This window comes from Spirosoma luteum DSM 19990, assembly GCF_000374065.1.
Taxonomy (GTDB): domain Bacteria; phylum Bacteroidota; class Bacteroidia; order Cytophagales; family Spirosomataceae; genus Spirosoma; species Spirosoma luteum.
Genome location: NZ_KB893246.1, coordinates 125,732 through 143,205, shown reverse-complemented (window position 1 = coordinate 143,205; position 17,474 = coordinate 125,732). Strand labels below are relative to the sequence as shown.

12 protein-coding genes are annotated in these 17,474 nt (G+C 50.9%); 9 read left to right on the top strand and 3 right to left on the bottom strand.

What is annotated here, in order from left to right:
- Positions 1–71 precede the first annotated feature (71 nt).
- From gcvP to B156_RS0105070, 4 genes are all read left to right on the top strand, one after another.
- Complete coding sequence (gcvP, locus tag B156_RS0105085) at positions 72–2,975, top strand: aminomethyl-transferring glycine dehydrogenase (RefSeq protein WP_018618564.1); 2,904 nt, start codon at positions 72–74, stop codon at positions 2,973–2,975.
- A gap of 108 nt (positions 2,976–3,083) precedes the next feature.
- Positions 3,084–4,358, top strand: a complete 1,275-nt coding sequence (locus B156_RS0105080; protein WP_018618563.1) for a gliding motility protein GldB-related protein — start codon at positions 3,084–3,086, stop codon at positions 4,356–4,358.
- A gap of 131 nt (positions 4,359–4,489) precedes the next feature.
- A complete protein-coding gene (locus B156_RS0105075; RefSeq protein ID WP_026260612.1) occupies positions 4,490–6,493 on the top strand; it encodes a CHU_0125 family OmpA-like outer membrane integrity protein in 2,004 nt (667 codons plus the stop codon).
- Positions 6,494–6,557: 64 nt separating this feature from the next.
- The gene (locus B156_RS0105070; protein WP_040585198.1) at positions 6,558–7,367 is read left to right on the top strand and encodes a TspO/MBR family protein; all 810 of its coding nucleotides are present in this window, start codon (positions 6,558–6,560) and stop codon (positions 7,365–7,367) included.
- Positions 7,368–7,528: 161 nt separating this feature from the next.
- On the opposite strand, the gene B156_RS0105065 is transcribed toward B156_RS0105070, so the two are convergent.
- Together B156_RS0105065 and B156_RS0105060 are read right to left on the bottom strand one after the other, a co-directional pair.
- Positions 7,529–8,497 carry a gluconolaconase gene (locus B156_RS0105065; RefSeq protein ID WP_018618560.1) on the bottom strand — a complete coding sequence of 323 codons (969 nt, stop codon included), beginning with the start codon at positions 8,495–8,497 and terminating at the stop codon, positions 7,529–7,531.
- 410 nt (positions 8,498–8,907) lie between these two features.
- Complete coding sequence (locus B156_RS0105060; RefSeq protein ID WP_018618559.1) at positions 8,908–9,345, bottom strand: peptidylprolyl isomerase; 438 nt, start codon at positions 9,343–9,345, stop codon at positions 8,908–8,910.
- A 257-nt stretch (positions 9,346–9,602) separates the two neighbouring features.
- Here B156_RS0105060 and B156_RS0105055 point away from each other — a divergent pair, with 257 nt between their 5' ends.
- From B156_RS0105055 to B156_RS0105035, 5 genes are all read left to right on the top strand, one after another.
- Positions 9,603–9,911: a DUF952 domain-containing protein gene (locus B156_RS0105055; RefSeq protein WP_018618558.1), complete on the top strand. Its 309-nt coding sequence runs from the start codon at positions 9,603–9,605 to the stop codon at positions 9,909–9,911.
- On the top strand, positions 9,898–11,403 hold the full coding sequence (locus B156_RS0105050; RefSeq protein WP_040585125.1) for a TolC family protein: 1,506 nt from the start codon (positions 9,898–9,900) through the stop codon (positions 11,401–11,403). The genes B156_RS0105055 and B156_RS0105050 overlap by 14 nt, the downstream gene beginning before the upstream one ends.
- A 131-nt stretch (positions 11,404–11,534) precedes the next feature.
- On the top strand, positions 11,535–12,632 hold the full coding sequence (locus B156_RS0105045) for a mannose-1-phosphate guanylyltransferase (RefSeq protein ID WP_018618556.1): 1,098 nt from the start codon (positions 11,535–11,537) through the stop codon (positions 12,630–12,632).
- 92 nt (positions 12,633–12,724) lie between these two features.
- On the top strand, positions 12,725–13,297 hold the full coding sequence (locus B156_RS0105040) for a hypothetical protein (protein WP_018618555.1): 573 nt from the start codon (positions 12,725–12,727) through the stop codon (positions 13,295–13,297).
- 115 nt (positions 13,298–13,412) lie between these two features.
- Complete coding sequence (locus tag B156_RS0105035; protein WP_018618554.1) at positions 13,413–15,965, top strand: glycosyltransferase; 2,553 nt, start codon at positions 13,413–13,415, stop codon at positions 15,963–15,965.
- Between the two features lies 1 nt (position 15,966).
- Here the strand turns inward: B156_RS0105035 and B156_RS0105030 are convergent, their stop codons facing one another.
- On the bottom strand, positions 15,967–17,316 hold the full coding sequence (locus B156_RS0105030; protein WP_245563690.1) for a glycoside hydrolase family 2 TIM barrel-domain containing protein: 1,350 nt from the start codon (positions 17,314–17,316) through the stop codon (positions 15,967–15,969).
- Positions 17,317–17,474 lie beyond the last annotated feature (158 nt).

The window sequence follows — 17,474 nt, the reverse complement described above, 5'->3', positions numbered from 1 at the left end:
TTCGTTCCTGTTTTTAGGGAAGGCCTGCCTAACTTTGTCGCTGTACACTCATCTAAAGAAATTATCGTTCAATGAAGTTGAATCTTCGTTACCAGGAATCTTTTGAAGACCGTCATCATGGTCAGACCGACGCGGCACTGACCGATATGCTCCAGACAGTGGGCGTTGACTCTATCGACCAACTCATTGAGCAAACTGTACCGGATGCGATCCGGCTTGAGAAACCTCTCGACTTACCGGCTCCCAAATCAGAAATCCAGTTTCTGACCGACTTTAAGAAAATGGCGGGGCAGAACAAAGTGTTCAAGTCGTACATCGGTACGGGCTATTACGATACCATTACGCCCAACGTTATTCTGCGGAATATTCTGGAGAACCCAGCCTGGTATACGGCCTATACGCCTTATCAGGCCGAAATTGCCCAGGGGCGGCTGGAAGCATTACTGAACTTTCAGACGGTTGTATCGGACCTGACGGGTATGGACCTAGCTAACGCATCCCTGCTGGATGAAGGAACGGCAGCCGCCGAAGCCATGCACATGTTGTTTGCCATGCGCCCGGCCAGCCGGAAAAGTGCCGGTACCTTCTTTGTGTCGGAACGGTGCCATCCGCAAACCATCGACGTGCTGTTGACCCGCGCTACGCCCATTGGGGTTACGGTACTGGTTGGCGATCACCGTACGGTCGACCTGACCGGCGATACTATTTTCGGGATGTTGCTGCAATATCCGGCTTCGGACGGGGAAGTGTTCAATTACACCGACCTTATTGCTGCGGCTCACGAACTGAATATCACCGTGGCCGTTGCGGCCGATTTGCTGGCGTTAACCATGTTGACCTCCCCTGGCGAGATGGGGGCTGATATTGTTGTTGGGTCGTCGCAGCGTTTCGGCGTTCCGATGGGCTACGGTGGTCCGCACGCGGCTTTCTTTGCAACCCGTGATGCTTTTAAGCGTCAGATTCCTGGTCGTATCATCGGGGTTTCGCAGGATGCCGAAGGGAAACCCGCCCTCCGGATGGCGCTTCAAACGAGGGAGCAACACATCCGTCGGGAGAAAGCTACATCCAACATTTGTACGGCTCAGGTGCTGCTGGCGGTTATGGCCGGCAGTTACGCAGTATACCACGGTCCGCAACGGCTTCGGGCCATTGCCGAACAGGTACACGGGCTGACGAAAGCCTTTGCTACGGCACTGCGCCGGAGTGGATACGTCGTAAGTGCCGAAAATTATTTCGATACCGTTACGGTAAAAGTAGATGATGCCGAATCGCTGAAAAAGTCGGCAAAGGCAGCGCAGATAAATTTGTGTTATCTACCCGATGGGGAGCACGTCAGTGTTTCATTCGACGAGGCCAAAACGATACACGACCTGACGGAACTGCTCACCGTATTTGGTGTAAAGGCGGATATAGACACGATTCTGGATGGTCTGGAACTGACCTGGCCGGAGCAACTGGTTCGTACGTCGGAGTACCTGACCCATCCTATTTTCAATACGCACCACACGGAGCACGAAATGCTGCGGTACCTGAAATCACTGGAAGAGAAAGACCTGTCGCTGGTTCATTCGATGATTTCGCTGGGTAGCTGCACCATGAAACTGAACGCCACGGCCGAAATGATTCCGGTTACATGGTCAGAGATTGGAAAACTTCACCCCTTTGCCCCGAAAGAACAGACGGTTGGCTATCAGCAGTTATTCACGGAATTGAATGACTGGCTGTGCGAAATTACGGGTTTTGCGGCCATGTCGCTGCAACCAAACTCGGGTGCGCAGGGCGAGTATGCCGGGCTGATGGTTATCCGGGCGTACCACGAAAGCCGGGGCGACCATCACCGAACCATCTCCCTGATTCCTCAGTCGGCGCACGGCACAAACCCCGCCAGTGCCGTAATGGCCGGCATGAAAGTGGTTATCGTGAAATGCGATGAGCGCGGCAATATTGATATCAACGACCTGAAAGCCAAAGCTGAGCAGTACAGCAGTGACCTGTCGTGTCTGATGGTTACCTACCCATCCACACACGGTGTGTTCGAAGAAAGCATCAAGGAAATCTGCGCTATCATTCACAACCACGGTGGGCAGGTATATATGGATGGCGCCAACATGAACGCCCAGGTTGGGCTAACCTCCCCGGCCGCTATTGGTGCGGACGTCTGTCACCTGAATCTGCACAAAACATTCTGTATTCCGCACGGTGGCGGTGGACCGGGGATGGGCCCCATCGGTGTGGCCAAACAGCTGGTACCATTCCTTCCGGGTCACGCACTTGTCCAAACCGGAGGGAGCCAGGCTATCCATGCGGTATCGGCAGCACCCTACGGCTCGGCCAGTATCCTGACTATATCGTACGCGTACATTGCCATGATGGGCGGGGAGGGACTGACGAACGCTACAAAGCGGGCTATCCTGAATGCGAACTACATCAAAGCTCGTTTGAGTGGTCATTACGACACGCTGTACACCGGTACGAACGGCCGTTGTGCTCACGAGATGATTATCGACTGTCGCTCGTTTAAAGCGGCTGCGGGAGTCGAGGTAGAAGACATTGCCAAACGACTGATGGACTACGGTTTCCACGCCCCAACGGTATCGTTTCCGGTAGCGGGTACGCTCATGATTGAGCCGACCGAATCGGAATCGAAAGCCGAACTCGACCGCTTCTGCGAAGCCATGATTACCATTCGGGACGAAATCCGCGAAATAGAAACTGGTGCTGCCGACCGGGTAAGTAATGTGCTGAAACACGCACCACACACCGCCACGGTAGCCCTCAGCGACAACTGGACCCGGCCGTATAGCCGCGAAAAAGCGGTGTATCCACTCCCACAGGTTCGTGCCCGTAAGTTCTGGCCAAGCGTTAGCCGCATTGACTCAGCCTACGGCGACCGGAACCTTGTCTGTTCCTGCATCCCGACGGAGGAATATAGTACAGAAACGGCGGAAGAATCTATTGCGGAGCAGGAGGCTTAATGAAAGAAAACAAATTAAAAAAAGTCACGAACCTGGTTACCAGGTTCGTGACTTTTTTTAATTCAGGAAAGCGTACTATTTTGCCAACTATTAGGTCTTCAGGGTCTCATGAGTGGATTTTATTACTCGATTTGTTTAGGCATCTGTTTACTGGCAAACCAACTACTGGCGCAATCGTTCAACACGTTGCAGTGGAAAGCAGATAGTAGCTACAATGCAAAGGCTTTTGCTGTAGCTGCCCCTCTGTATCTACAGGCGGGTGACGCTGCCGACTTTCCGTTTCAGCGTAAGCGTGTTTATTACGATGCCGGCTGTTGTTATTCTCTCATAGGTCAACCTGAACAGGCGTTTAAATACCTGACGCTGGCAGTCAAAACGTACGGCTACAATAATCTTGATAACATTACCAACGATCCCGATTTAAAAGCCCTGCATCCCGACCCACGCTGGAAACCGCTGGTTAACAGCATCAAACCAGCGCAGGCCTATTTTGATGATCCGCTCAAGGCTACTTTTGTTACTACTGATGTCCACAATTTCTGGCAGGCATACGATCGAATACAAGTAGATACCGCTCGGCGGACCCAGATCTATCAGGATGTATACCTGGCAAAAGCATCAGTAGGATTACAGGATTACTACCAATACAAGATTCGTGAAGTTAGTAACTTCGTCAAAGGCCATGATAGTAAGCCCAGATTTTATGCGGCTATCCGCCCGAATACGCTCAGTGTTGATGATCAAAAACCTCAGATGCTTGCCAGTTTCGTTAACTTTAAGAACCTATATCCACCCGCTAGATTTCCCAACGTCTATTTTGTTATTGGCAGCTTTACCAGTGGTGGTACATCCACCGCTAACGGCCTCATAATTGGCCTGGACCAAAACTGCCGAACCCCTGATACTCCTACCGATGAGCTGACGCTTTGGCAGAAGAACAATTTTTGTGATTTGACAGGATTGCCCCACATAGTAGCACATGAACTCATCCATTTTCAGCAGAACCATTTAGCGCAGGATACGACGCTGTTGCGGGGTGCCCTGGTTGAAGGAATGGCGGATTTTCTGGGCGAACTCATATCGGGCCAAACGGCCAATCCTCGCTTAGCCAGCTACGCTAAAGGGCGCGAACAGCAAATTTGGTCCGATTTTAAAAACGAAATGTTTTTAAACAAAGCCTCGAACTGGATTGCTAACTCGGCTCAGGAAACCGCCGATAAACCTGCCGACCTGGGCTATTGGGTGGGATACATGATTTGCAAGGCTTATTATGAGGAAATGGCCGACAAAAAACAGGCGGTATATGATATCCTGCACATCACGGATTACAGACAATTTCTGGAGAAAAGCAGGCTGGATGAAAAGATAAATGGTGGTAAATGATTGGCTGTTTCCCGGCTGATTTTACCTTGATGCAATCCTCAATAAATGACGGATGGAATTCGTTAAAAGTAAGACCCGCCCAAATTTCTGTTATCTTGAGCGGGTTGACCAATTTCAGTTTACTAACCTCTATGAAAACCAATACGTTGTCTGTATTGCTGGTAGCGTTGGGTCTGGCTTTCGCGCTGACGGGTTGCAACTCGGCTCTCCAGGCGTACAAAAAAGGTGTTAGACACTTCGACGCTGGCGAATATAACCTGGCGCTGAATCAATTTCAGAAGGCATCTGCGGGGACGATTGACGCTGCCCGTCTCAATTATTACACGGCAGAATCGTACCGATTGTCGAATCGCTTTGGTGAAGCTGTCCCGTTCTACCAGAAAGCAATCGAAGCCAACACCACGGAGTCGGATGCCCGCTTCAACTACGCCTACGCGCTGAAATCGCAGGGGAACTACGCGGCTGCGCTGGAACAGCTACAGCAGTTCGTAGCCAACGCGCCTAAAACAACCGCAAAAGCTACCCTGAACAAGGCGAAGCAGGAGGTGGAAACGCTGAAAGCTATCGGCCTCATAGCGAAGAACAAATCGCTCATCAACCTCAAAAACATGGGTAACCTGAACTCGACGGGCGCCGAGTTTGCGCCCGTGGTGCGGGGAGAGGACCTGGTGTTTACGGCGTCGCGGAAAGAGCAGACCTACAAAAACAACGGTCAGCCGATGCTGGGGCTGTACAAGACGAAACTACCACAAAACCCGGACGAAACCGGGAGTACCGTTGCGGCAGGGACACCCGAATTGTTCAGCACAAACGTCTTCCAGGGCAACGTAAACGAAGGAACACCGACTTTTACGAAGGATGGCAAAACAATGGTTTTTGCTAGAGGCAACAATGGTAAACGCAAAGGTGGACTGGACGTTGACTTGTTTATCAGTCGGTTAGGGGAGGGGGGCGCCTGGAATGAGCCGCTTCGGTTACCCATTAGTGATTCTTTGGCCTGGGATGGCTCCCCCGCTTTTTCGGGCGATGGTAAAACGCTGTATTTTGCCTCCAACCGGGCCGGTGGTGCCGGTGGTATCGACCTGTATCGTACCAGTATCGACGCATCGGGGCGGTTTAGCCGCCCGGTCAATATGGGCCGCGACATCAATACACCCGGCGATGAGATGTTTCCCTACGTTGGACCTGATGCCAAATTGTATTTTGCCTCCGACGGTCATCCGGGATTGGGCAAGCTGGACGTTTTTGTGGCTACCCGTTCGGGCGGGGTTACGCGGGTGGAAAATATGGGGCAACCCATCAACTCGCCCGCCGATGATTTTGGCCTGATTTATACCGACCCAACGAGCGGCTACATGGCCTCGAACCGGTCGGGGGGGAAAGGTGACGATGATATTTATTACTTCCAGGAAGGCCCGGTACGCGACTCGACGGTTATCGTTCAGACGCCCCCGGCCAGTGCGCCAAAAACAGTTCGCTACTTTATTGCCGGTACGGTTTCGGCCAACGAAACACCCGTAACGCCACTCGATTCGGCGAAAGTGCGGATTTTGGACGATGCTACCGGGCAACCTGTTGCCGAAGTGATTACGGATCAACCCGGCACTTTTGGTAAATACCCGTTGCAGGAAGGTAAAGACTATACCATTCTGGCCGAACGCAAAGGGTACCTGACCCGCCGGGAGCCGTTTACGATGCAGGGTAAAAGTATTCCGCCCGTGTTCCTGACCAAACCTGTGACGGATACGACGTTCAATGTAGCTATTGTGCTCGACAGAGCAACACTTAACAAAACGTTTGTGCTGGATAACATTTATTACGATCTGGATAAGTATAACATCCGTCCCGATGCGGCCGATGAACTGGATAAACTGGTCACGATTCTAAAGGACAATCCAACGCTGAAAATTGAATTAGGCTCCCATACGGATGCCCGTGCTACGGATGCCTACAACCAGAAACTATCGCAGAACCGGGCTAAATCGGCGGTTGAATACATCGTTTCGAAAGGTGTTGATGCCGACCGGCTCACCTACAAAGGCTACGGAGAAACGCAGCTGATTGTGAAGAACGCCAAAACAGAAGAAGAGCACCAACGCAATCGCCGGACGGAATTCAAGATACTGGAGCTATAAATTACCGGGCGAACAAACCGCTAAGCCCATTGGTTGGTATACGTATCAATCAATGGGCTTTGTTATGCAAAACGATAAAATCAGGCAGTTCGCCGTTGTGTTCAGTATAATCACCATGATTGTTATGAATTACCTGTCGAATGCGGGTGCATTTGGTGGTCAGACAAACGGTGAAATTTCCGATAAATACCATACGCTCATTACCCCCGCAGGCTATGCATTTTCCATTTGGGGGCTTATTTTTCTGGGGTTATTAGCTTTTGCAGTATATCAGTCCCTTGGTTCACAGCAAACAAATCCCCGTTTCCGGGCCATCGGGTGGTGGGTCGTATTGAATGCGTTTTGTAATGCGGCCTGGAGCCCCCTATTTAACAATGAACTTATCGGGGTGGCGTTGCTGGTTATCCTGGTGATGTTATTTTCACTGGTAGTGATTGAACAGCGGCTACTGGAAAGACAGCACGTTCCAATTATACCTACTAACCCTAATGCTACCCTGCCTGAATCGGCAGCCTCGCCAGCAGAGACCTGGCTGGCCCGCGTTCCTTTCTCAATCTATTTCGGCTGGCTCACGGTTGCTACGATACTGAACATAACTGTTTACCTCAAATCAACGGATTTCAGTTTGATCGGGCTGAACGAACAAACGTGGGCCGTAGGTGTGCTGATTGTGGGCCTGGTAATAGGAGCTATTGTGTTTAATCGATATCGGTCAATAGCTTATATACTGGTATTTGCCTGGGCTTATGCCGCTATTGCTGTAGAACAGGAAGGGGTTGGAAATATACCGTTACTAGCCGGAGCGGGGGTAATAGTGGCCATTGTGCTGGCTATCATAGGTTCCATCTGGCGAAAGGCCCCGTCCTATTCATGATTAAAAACTAACTCCTTATTTTATCGCCTGATGGGGTCGACGCAGGATACAATCCGGATAACCCCATCCCTATGAGCTGCCTGACCGATAGTGTACAAATGGCCAGGGGGTCAAGTGATACCACCACTTGACCCCCTGGCCATTTATGCATTTACCGTAGCTTACCGAAAACGCTGGATACTAAAGTTCTGGTCATTGCCAGTCTGGCCGATGCGGGCGTTGAGCGTATAAACCTGCGCGTTTACGGCAACGCTGGTCGTGGCACCCACATAGCCACTGGCATCATACTTGACAACCGATGCCGTTTGCCAGTTGTCGGCTGTGCGTACCTGAGCCACGCGATTACCGCCCGTCACCACGTACAGGTCATTGTTGAATAACGTCAGGCCATCGCCTGGTAATGAATTGGCAACAGGGCTGGTGTTAGCCACAATTATCTCCGAAACAGCATTGCCATTGGCCAGATCAACTTTAAAAAGCTTTCCTTGGCCTGTGTTAGCTACAATCAGGAAATTGTTGGGGTGGTACACAATGCCGTTCAGGCCAAAAGTCATGCTGGCGAACCGGACGTTATCCCGGAGCAGAATGCTGGGGGCTCCATTCGGCGTAACCTTGTAAATGACGGGCGAAAATGAGTCTGTTACATACGCTGTACCGTCGGGGGCGAGGGTTACGTCATTAGCGAAGTTTGGCTCAGCCTCCGGGAGAAGCGCGTCTAAATCAGTCCGCCGTTCGAGTTGACGGGTATTCAGGTTAAAAACCAGCAACTCGGCCAGTTGGCGGGTAGTCGCCGGGGTGCTCCTGACCGAACGGCCCTGATCGCTATTACAGACAAACACGCGGTCGCCCGCTACTTTCATGCCGATACCCGCAATAAATCCAGGGTCAGTGAGCAGATCCTGATACCGGCCATCAGTGGCAACCGTGCCGATTTTTCCGAGCGGAATCGACGTAACCAGAAATTTGGCCAGTTGTGAGGAGTAAGCAATACCCTCGGGGTACTGACGCTCAGCCACGAATTCGATACGCTCCGGAAACGGTGCGTTCGGGCTGTCGCGATGGTCTTCGCAGGCGATTAGCCCCGTGGCTGACAACAGGAGAAGTGAGTACGGAATGTATTTTGATTTCATGATGAATGAGATTAATTGGGTTCTCGTCTCTCCGACGAAATACGCCGGGTCCGGCATTCCTATTAATACTTATATCATCGAGTTTGTTTTGTTAATTCGTGTATAAACACGAATTTTTATTTGCGTTGCATTACGTTGGATAGCTGAATATAACATTCAGTTGACTGGTGGCCTGAATCTGCTTTTACGTAAGCTAAACCCCCTGAGCTTATAGGCTGGGATCTCTGCTCAATCAGTTAGTCGATGTACCCGGCAGGACGCTCACCTTTAAGCGAAGCGTTGCCAGAGAAAGCCAAGCGAGTCCAAGAAGTGACTCGCTGGATTTTAACTTTTAAGCCTCCACAGCAACCCGGCAAATAGGCCCGGGGATGCTGTGGAGGCTGAAAGAAACAAGGAAGGGAAACAGGATGCTATTCTTCCAGTACGGTGATACTATTGATTTTGTCACCCTGCTGGATTTCATCGATTATGTCCAGCCCATCTATCACTTTACCAAATACGGTGTGATTCCGATCCAGATGAGCCGTGTTCTGACGGTTGTGGCAGATGAAAAACTGCGAACCGCCCGTGTTGCGTCCCCGGTGAGCCATGGAGAGTACACCCCGGTCGTGGTATTGGTTTTCGCCCGTCAGTTCACAGTCAATGGTGTAACCCGGACCGCCCGAACCGGTACCTGTTGGGTCGCCCCCCTGAATCATGAAGTTTGGAATGACGCGGTGAAACTTGACGCCGTCGTAAAATCCTTTTTTTGCTAGTGAAATAAAGTTATCGACCGCTTTAGGAGCATCTTTCTCAAAAAATTCGATGAGCATTCTGCCCTTATCGGTGTTCATTTGTGCCTTTGGCATGATACAATCATTTTGGTAGAAGGCAAAATTACAATGATTTTTGGTCATTGTCAGGCATGAACGAGTAAACTACACTTGTCTGGGAGTAACTGGCTAAATCAATTTATTCTTTGAATAAGTCAATATTTCCAACGATGGTTTTAGGGTAAATAGGGCTAAATTGCCTGATAGTTAGAAGTAAGAAGAAAGAAGTATTGGATAACCTCTTGCTTTTGTGCAATTAGAATAAGGGCTATAATCGCTTTATCTGTACATTGATGAACCTACTTTATCACGTTGTTGAGGCCAGTGAATGGGCAAGACAGGAGGGCCAGCCCGTTTATAGCGCCGGTAGTTTGGAAACAGAAAGTTTTATTCATTTGTCGACGCGGGAGCAGCTGCCCGGTGTGCTGGATCGATACTACCGAAATGCGCCCAACCTGCTGGTATTGCACATTGATGCAGATAAACTGGTTCACGAACTCAGGTATGAGCAGGCTACGAATAATGAGTTATTCCCACACGTATACGGGCCCATCAACAAAGACGCAGTGGTAGCAATAGACAGTAATGATGATGTCAAGTAAATCGTTTTTTGTGGGAAGTATCCTGGTAATAAGTGCATTGGTTTATCCAGTCCGTGCTCAGGTTGCTCCGGTCAATCCAACGGGTGGTGCCGTTACCATCCAGCCGGGTACGGGACCAGTCACTACGCCCGGCATCATCCAGTCGCAGGTGCCTACAGCGCCTGGTGGATTTACCCCACTCCCGACTTCGGCAGCGGGTTTGACTGATAATGAGTTGGCTATTACCACCAGTGGTTTCCTGCGATTTGGTGATACTATGCTTGAATCGCTTATTCAACTCGGGTTGGATAATAGCCCTAACCTGCGAGTGGCATTGAGTCGGCTGGAGGAAGCCCGCATTCGGGTGAAGGTGGCCCAGTCATTTCTATCGCCGTCGCTTCGGAGTTCGGTGCTGCTTACCACCCAAAGTCTGTCGCAACACCGTCCGCTGGCTATCTCAACGGCTGTGCCGGATGAGCTACCCCGCTTTCAGCTCAACACGCTTCAACTGCTGCCGATTGACGCCAGCTACGAGCTGGATCTATTTAAACGGATTCGTTCCGGTATTGCCGTGGCCGATTTACAGGCGCAGGCCAGCGTAGCCGACTATCAATCGTTTCGACTCACGCTGGCTTCCGATATTGCCCGGACGTACCTGCTGATTCGGGGAAACGATGCGGAGCAGGCGGTTTTTAAGCGAAATAGTCAGTCGCGGGATACGACCCTGGGTATTTTGCGGGAGCGTTTCCGGGTTGGACTGATCAACCAGATTGACGTACAACGCGCCGAAACAGATTACGCCGGTTTACAGGTGACGTTGAAAGGACTGGAACGTGCCCGAAAGGAATTGGTGAATGGACTGGCCCAGCTTTGTGCGCAGGACCCAAACCAGTTTTCGGTGCCGGTCGGATTGCTGCCAACAGTTATCCCCTCGTATCCGTACGCGGCCATTACGCCCGAACAGGTACAGCGTCGGCCCGATGTAATCCAGTATGTCCGGCAAAACCAGATAGCGACTGCTCAGGTGACTTTGCAGCAAAATACCACGTTGCCGCGCGTTACCCTCATTGGCTCTGGTGGGTTGCTGTCGGGACGGCTTGGCCCATGGTTTACGCCCAGCAGTGCCACGTTCCTGGTGGGGCTCAACGCGTCGGTGCCGCTCTATGAAGGTCACCGCGCCCGCCAAACCATCGCCTTGTCCAAACAGCAGGCACAAACCAATCAGTACGTTTACCAGCAGGCAGTTCAACTGGCGCAACGGGATGCCGAAACGGCATTGGACAACCTCACGTTACTCCGTCAGCAAATCGACTTGCAGAATCAGACCGTAGCCCTGGCCCGCCGAACGGAGCAATATAATCGTGAACTGTACATTAGGGGGCTGGCCACGTACCTGGAAGTGCTTGACGCCCAGCGTACCATTCTAACGGCTGAGCAACAATTGGTTCAACTGAAGAGCCAGGAAGCACAATATGCCGTTGCGCTGCTCCGGGCTGTAGGTGGAGATTGGTAAACGTAGAAAATCAGGCCCACACTTTGACTTTGCGGAGATACCTGCTGTTTGCCAGATACTAAATATCCTAAGTTTTTGTGGGGTAAAACAATAAGATAATGGCAACTTCGTAACAAAATTAGCTAAGTAAAATGAATCATACGTATGTAATTATTATGGCTGGGGGTGTTGGAACGCGGTTCTGGCCCTTTAGCCGGACAAGTTATCCCAAGCAATTTCATGATGTTCTGGGCACTGGCCGGACATTACTTCAACAAACAGCCGACCGGTTTGACGGGATCTGCCCGTCCGAAAATATTTATATCGTTACCAGTTCGTTGTACAAAGACCTTTGCCAGCAACAGCTCCCCCAACTAGCGGACGACCAGATTCTGTGTGAACCAATTGCCCGAAATACGGCACCCTGTATTGCTTATGCGTGTTACAAGATTGCGCAGAAGGACCCGGATGCTGTAGTTGTTGTTGCCCCCGCCGACCATATTATCCTCAAAGAAGAAGCGTTTAAGGAAACAATCAGGACGGCTATCGATGCCACAAGAGGCAAAGAGATTCTGGTTACCCTTGGTATTCAGCCCAGCCGCCCCGATACAGGCTATGGGTATATCCAGTTTATTCCCGCAGCAGATGGTGCTACAGCGGACACTGAGCCGGCCAGTGCGATAAACAAAGTAAAAACATTCACCGAGAAGCCGCACCTCGAACTGGCGCAGCAGTTTCTGGACAGTGGCGAATTCGTCTGGAACGCGGGAATCTTCGTCTGGAATGTACAGGCTATCATCCGTTCGTTTACGAAGTATCTGCCCGAAGTTGCCGAGATTTTTGAGGAAGGTAATGAGGTCTATTACACCAGCCGGGAGAAAGCTTTTGTTGACAAAGCCTACTCACTTACGCAAAGTATTTCTATCGACAACGGTGTGATGGAGAAGGCTGAAAACGTGTATGTGGTGCTGAGTGATTTTGGCTGGTCGGACCTGGGTACGTGGAAATCGCTTTATGAAGTCTCGGAAAAAAATGATGATTTCAACGTAATCGACGGCCATATCATGCTGTACGATACCAAAAACTGCATCATCAAAACACCCAAAGACCGGTTGGTGGTCGTGAATGGGCTGGACGGCTATATTGTAGCCGAGTACGACAACGTGCTGATGATTTGCCGGAAAGAAGAAGAGCAGAAAGTGAAAAATTTTGTTTCTGACGCCAAAGAACGGGGCATAGAGTTTGTGTAACTAGCCCTGCGCAGTTAGTTTCTTCACATACGCCCGGCAAGGCAATGGCAGAAACAGGCTGTTCGTTAGTGTTACGAGCTACCCACTGACTTGTGAAAAAAAACCTCTACCTAAGCGTCGCTTTACTTCTGGCTGGTATGCTTACCCGCTGTCAGGATAATACGGCCGAATTTTCGCCCGGTGCGAGTGACCCCCGCATTATCGGTACGTGGCGACTCGTGGAGCGACTCTATCAATCCGATAGTGCTTACTATCGGATTGATTCGGTTTTTGTGAAAGGAGGAACTCGGATTGACTCGTCTTTAGTGAATGGTATTTACGTGAAAGATTCAGTCTTTGTGAAAGATCGCTACGTAAAAGACTCTATCCGGATAACGAAAACGATTGATGTGATCCGGCAATATCCTGGTACCCCCGCCCAAACACTCACCTTTGCCCCGGACGGTAAGCTGAGTGCCATTGGGAGCGAAATGACTTACTACGCGCCTATCAGGTACTTTCGGGTTGACTCAACGAGTCAGGATAGTTTAGGCGTCAACCTGTATATTACCACCAACCGGGCTACTGTCCCCTTTCGGCAGAGGGTAGCTTTTCGGGCCGACACGCTGCTCCTGTTGCCCCGATGCGAGCGGGCCTGCTACTCCATGTTTCTGCGTACCCGATAAGGCTATTAGTGCTTTGTTGTACTTTTCTGAACGACCCGTATTTAGCTGGGCCAACAGGTTGACCTTTCTTCAGGAACAAAGTCTAAATCAGACCGGTAATTAATTTATTCAGCCAATGAGATGGCCTGATTTTACGACCAATTCTCCCAGCGAACAGTACTCTTTCTCCTCCCGCCCGGGCGATAATCGGCCGATACGGGTACTTATTTGCATTGGTCTGCTGTTTATGGCGGCTTTTTTATGGGTTTACTTTCAGCCTCAGAACAGGGGTGTATCCTGGCTATTCATCCTGCTGACGATATCCGTACTATTTAAACTACTTCGTCTGCTGCATGAATGGTATCACTACTGGCGCGTGAAACCAACCACTACGCCAGAAACGACCCGCACCTGGACGGTTGATGTGCTAACGACGTACTGCGATGGTGAGCCGAAAGAAATGGTTGTCAATACACTGCGGGCTATTCAGCGAATCACTTATCCTCACACAACCTATCTCTGCGATGAAGCCAATGACCCTTATCTACAACAGGTATGCGCTGAACTGGGGGTGATTCACGTAACGAGACAGGTTAAAATTGATGCCAAAGCCGGTAATATCAACAATGCCCTTCGGCAGGCAACCGGCGAAATCTGTCTCATTATTGACCCCGATCACATCCCCGTCCCCGATTTTTTGAGCCGGGTTCTACCACATTTTGACAACCCGGTCGTGGGATTCGTGCAGTGTGTACAGGGCTATTATAACCATAAAGAGAGTCTGGCGGCTTTCGGGGCTTCTGAGCAGACCTATAGCTTTTACGGGCCCATGATGACCTGCATGGGTAATTACGGTACAGCACAGGCCATTGGGGCCAACTGCACATTCCGCCGGAGTGCGCTGGATTCGATTGGCGGCCATGCCAACGGGTTATCGGAGGATATGCATACCGCCATGTGGCTCCATGCCGGGGGATGGCAGTCCGTTTATGTTCCCCTGCCTCTATCGTATGGACTGGTGCCCGCCACCCTGTCTGCCTATTATAAACAGCAACTCAAATGGGCAAGGGGAACATTTGAGTTGCTGTTTACAACGTACCCGAAGGTGTTTAACGGGTTAACAGGCTCACAACGGCTTCACTACGCCACGCTGCCCCTGTACTATCTGCTGGGTGTAGTACAACTGATTGATCTGCTTATTCCGATTCTATCGCTAATGACAATGAAGCTGCCGCTTCAACTGGACCTCCTGCTATTTGGTACAGTATATATTCCGCTCTTGCTGACGGGCTTCCTGGTTCGGCAGTACGCCCAGCGGTGGCTGATTGAACGGCACGAAGTTGGTTTCCACCTGGCCGGGGGCATTCTGGCCAGCGGTACCTGGTGGGTGTACGTACTGGGGTTTGTGTACACGGTGTTCCGGGTGAGGGTGCCCTACATTCCTACACCCAAAGATGATCAGCCCCGCAATCATATTCTGCTGGTTTTACCCAATGTGTTGATGAGTGGTCTGACACTGTTAGTCATTGGATACAGCATTTATTGGTACGGTCGGTTTGCCTTGAACAATATTTATTTCCAGCTAATGATTGGTTTTGGATTGCTGAACACCCTGATTCTGATGCTGAATGTGCTGGTTGGGCAGGAAAAAATGTTGATGGGAATAAGGAATTGGCTAAGCAACCTATCAGCCAGTCGGGCGCAGGTCCGGAACGTTCGTATTCGGATATGGAATTTACGGTATGGCCTGTATAACTGGCTCCGCCAGGCTGCTGTCCCGCTTTTTGTGGGTGTTCTGATACTGACTATCGGCATGGGGGTGTTTACCTATCGTAAGGCATCGAATACCGTTCCGAATAATTTGCGTTATGCCAATACGCAGCCTTTTTATGTAGGGATGGCTTCGTATAAACACCGGCCGGCGGCTGGTACTCCCGTTTCATCCCGTCCTATCATTCCTTACCATCTAAACTGGTCAATTGAGCCCCAGTCTATTGTATCACTCCCGCCAAAACTGGATGTACTCAATCAGCTACCCCTGTTGTATATTGAGCCAGCGGGCATACAAGCTGGTTCAGAAGTAGCTATTCGTACCTTTCTGCTTAGTATTATCCGGGGTGAGCGCGATGCCGCTCTTCATCGCTTCGTACTGGAAACGCGGTCGTATAATCGGTTTGTATTTGCGAGTTTTATGCCGGAGTTCGATAATGCAGCCCGCCCGTGGGGCGTGGAGCAAACGGCCAACTTAATCCTGTGCCGACAGGCCTGGCAGCACATAGTACACTATTGCCACGACCAGAAAGCCACGAATATTACCTGGGTGTGGTGCCCGTTTCTACCCTCAACGCTGGTAACGCATTATCCGGGAAACGGCTTCGTGGACTGGCTGGGTTTCAATGTGACGAATGACCCGAACCAAGCTCCTGATAGGAAAAGTCACTCGTTTGCCGCCCTTTTCCAGCTTTCGCACACTGCCGTACGCACGCATCCTGCGTATAGCATTCGTCAGAAACCGATACTTATTACGCATCTGACATCGGTGGCTGAGCAACCGGATACCACCCAGTGGACGATTGAAGCTATAGACCTGTTACAGGAGCGGTATCCAACGGTTCGGGGCGTTATTTTCAGGGATGAAAACGAATGGCGTACTTACCGGGCAACCTTAGTATCCGCCAGACCCAATTGATTTACTGCCTAGATTGTGGAGCAGTAACCAGAAAGGAGAAGTTAGCGGTTGCTACGTGCTCATGGGTATCGAACACGTTTACAAATAGCCGGTAAGCGCCCGGATTTTGGGGAAGGCGAAACTGAATGATCGCTTTATCCGAACGGGTTATCAATCCCTGAATAGCTGGCCTGGGAATGCCGACATAGTCGGAGCCCGATCGCGCCCGGCGTTTCATGACCCACTCGTACCGCAGTGAATCCCGTTCCGGTTCGGTTACTCGTATTGCTGCCCAGTGCACTGTGTCCGATACCGCGAACGAACGATGCGCAACTGCTTCACCATCAATCAGTAGTTGTTGGATAACCGGTGCTCTATTGGTTGGTTTCGTGCCCCGCCAGAGTTCCTGCATCAGGCCAACCAGGGGTGTTTGTCGTCGCTGTTCATCAAAAATACTGAACCAGGTGGAGGTTTCCTCCTGCTTGCTGCCCCAGTAAAATAAGTAAGCACCCAGGCAGTTGAGCGGCTTGGAAGCAATATATTGCCGATAAAACTGACGGACAAAGTCTACTTTCTGCTGGCTAGTTGGCTCATCGGGAGCACCCCAAGGGGCAGTAGGGACTTCCCAGTAGGCCGGGGCACCGTATTCCGAAATGAGGTAAGGTTTGGTCCAGCCCCCTCCCCGAAAAAACTCGTCCAGCCGGGCGGTCAGGCCGTAGGAATTCACCGCTAAAATATCAACCTCTGTGCATCGCTGGCTCACTAACCAGATGGCCCGTTTGCTATCGGGCGATATAGCCGTGCTGGTCGGGTGGCCGGGGTCGAGTTCATGGACCAGTCGGGCCAATCGGTTCACTTCGTCGAAAACCTTGAAATTATCTGCGTCCTGTGCCCACTCATTCCCAACGCACCACATCAGCAGGGCGGGATGATTTCGGTAGCGGAGTATGGTTTTGCGTATGCGATTGTACTGGCGTTCCACCGCGGCCCGGTCGTCATAATCAAAGCCTTCCATTTCGCGCTCTACCCACAGGCCCAGCATAACCGTAATCCCTAGTGTATGGGCTTCGTCCAGAATTCGTCCCGCGTCAATATCGTCCCAAACCCGGATGGAGTTACCACCGCAGGCCGCCAATTCCTCCAGATGGCTGATGCCACCCGCTCCTTTTATGAAGTAAGGCTTTCCGTAGTGCAGCAACTGATAGCCACTATCGCTGGAAACTATAGTCGTAGGCGCCTGTCTGTTCGCTGTTTCTGCCTGTTGTTCAGTTTTCTGACAACTGGTTAACAGTATTAACAACAAATAGATACCAGGCAGGGGGAGCCGCTTTCGGAAGCACAATTGGTCAGGCATCATATAGTAATGACTCATACTGGCTGCTAGGTCACCCCTGGGCATGGCTATTTTGGTCCGGTTTCAGCTTTTGCACCAGGTAGCCAGGGCTTTATGGTATTCGTAGAACTGGGTCAAAATGTACTGCGTAACCCGAATTATATAAGTCAGTATCAGCGCAAACGATGCCTTTTTTT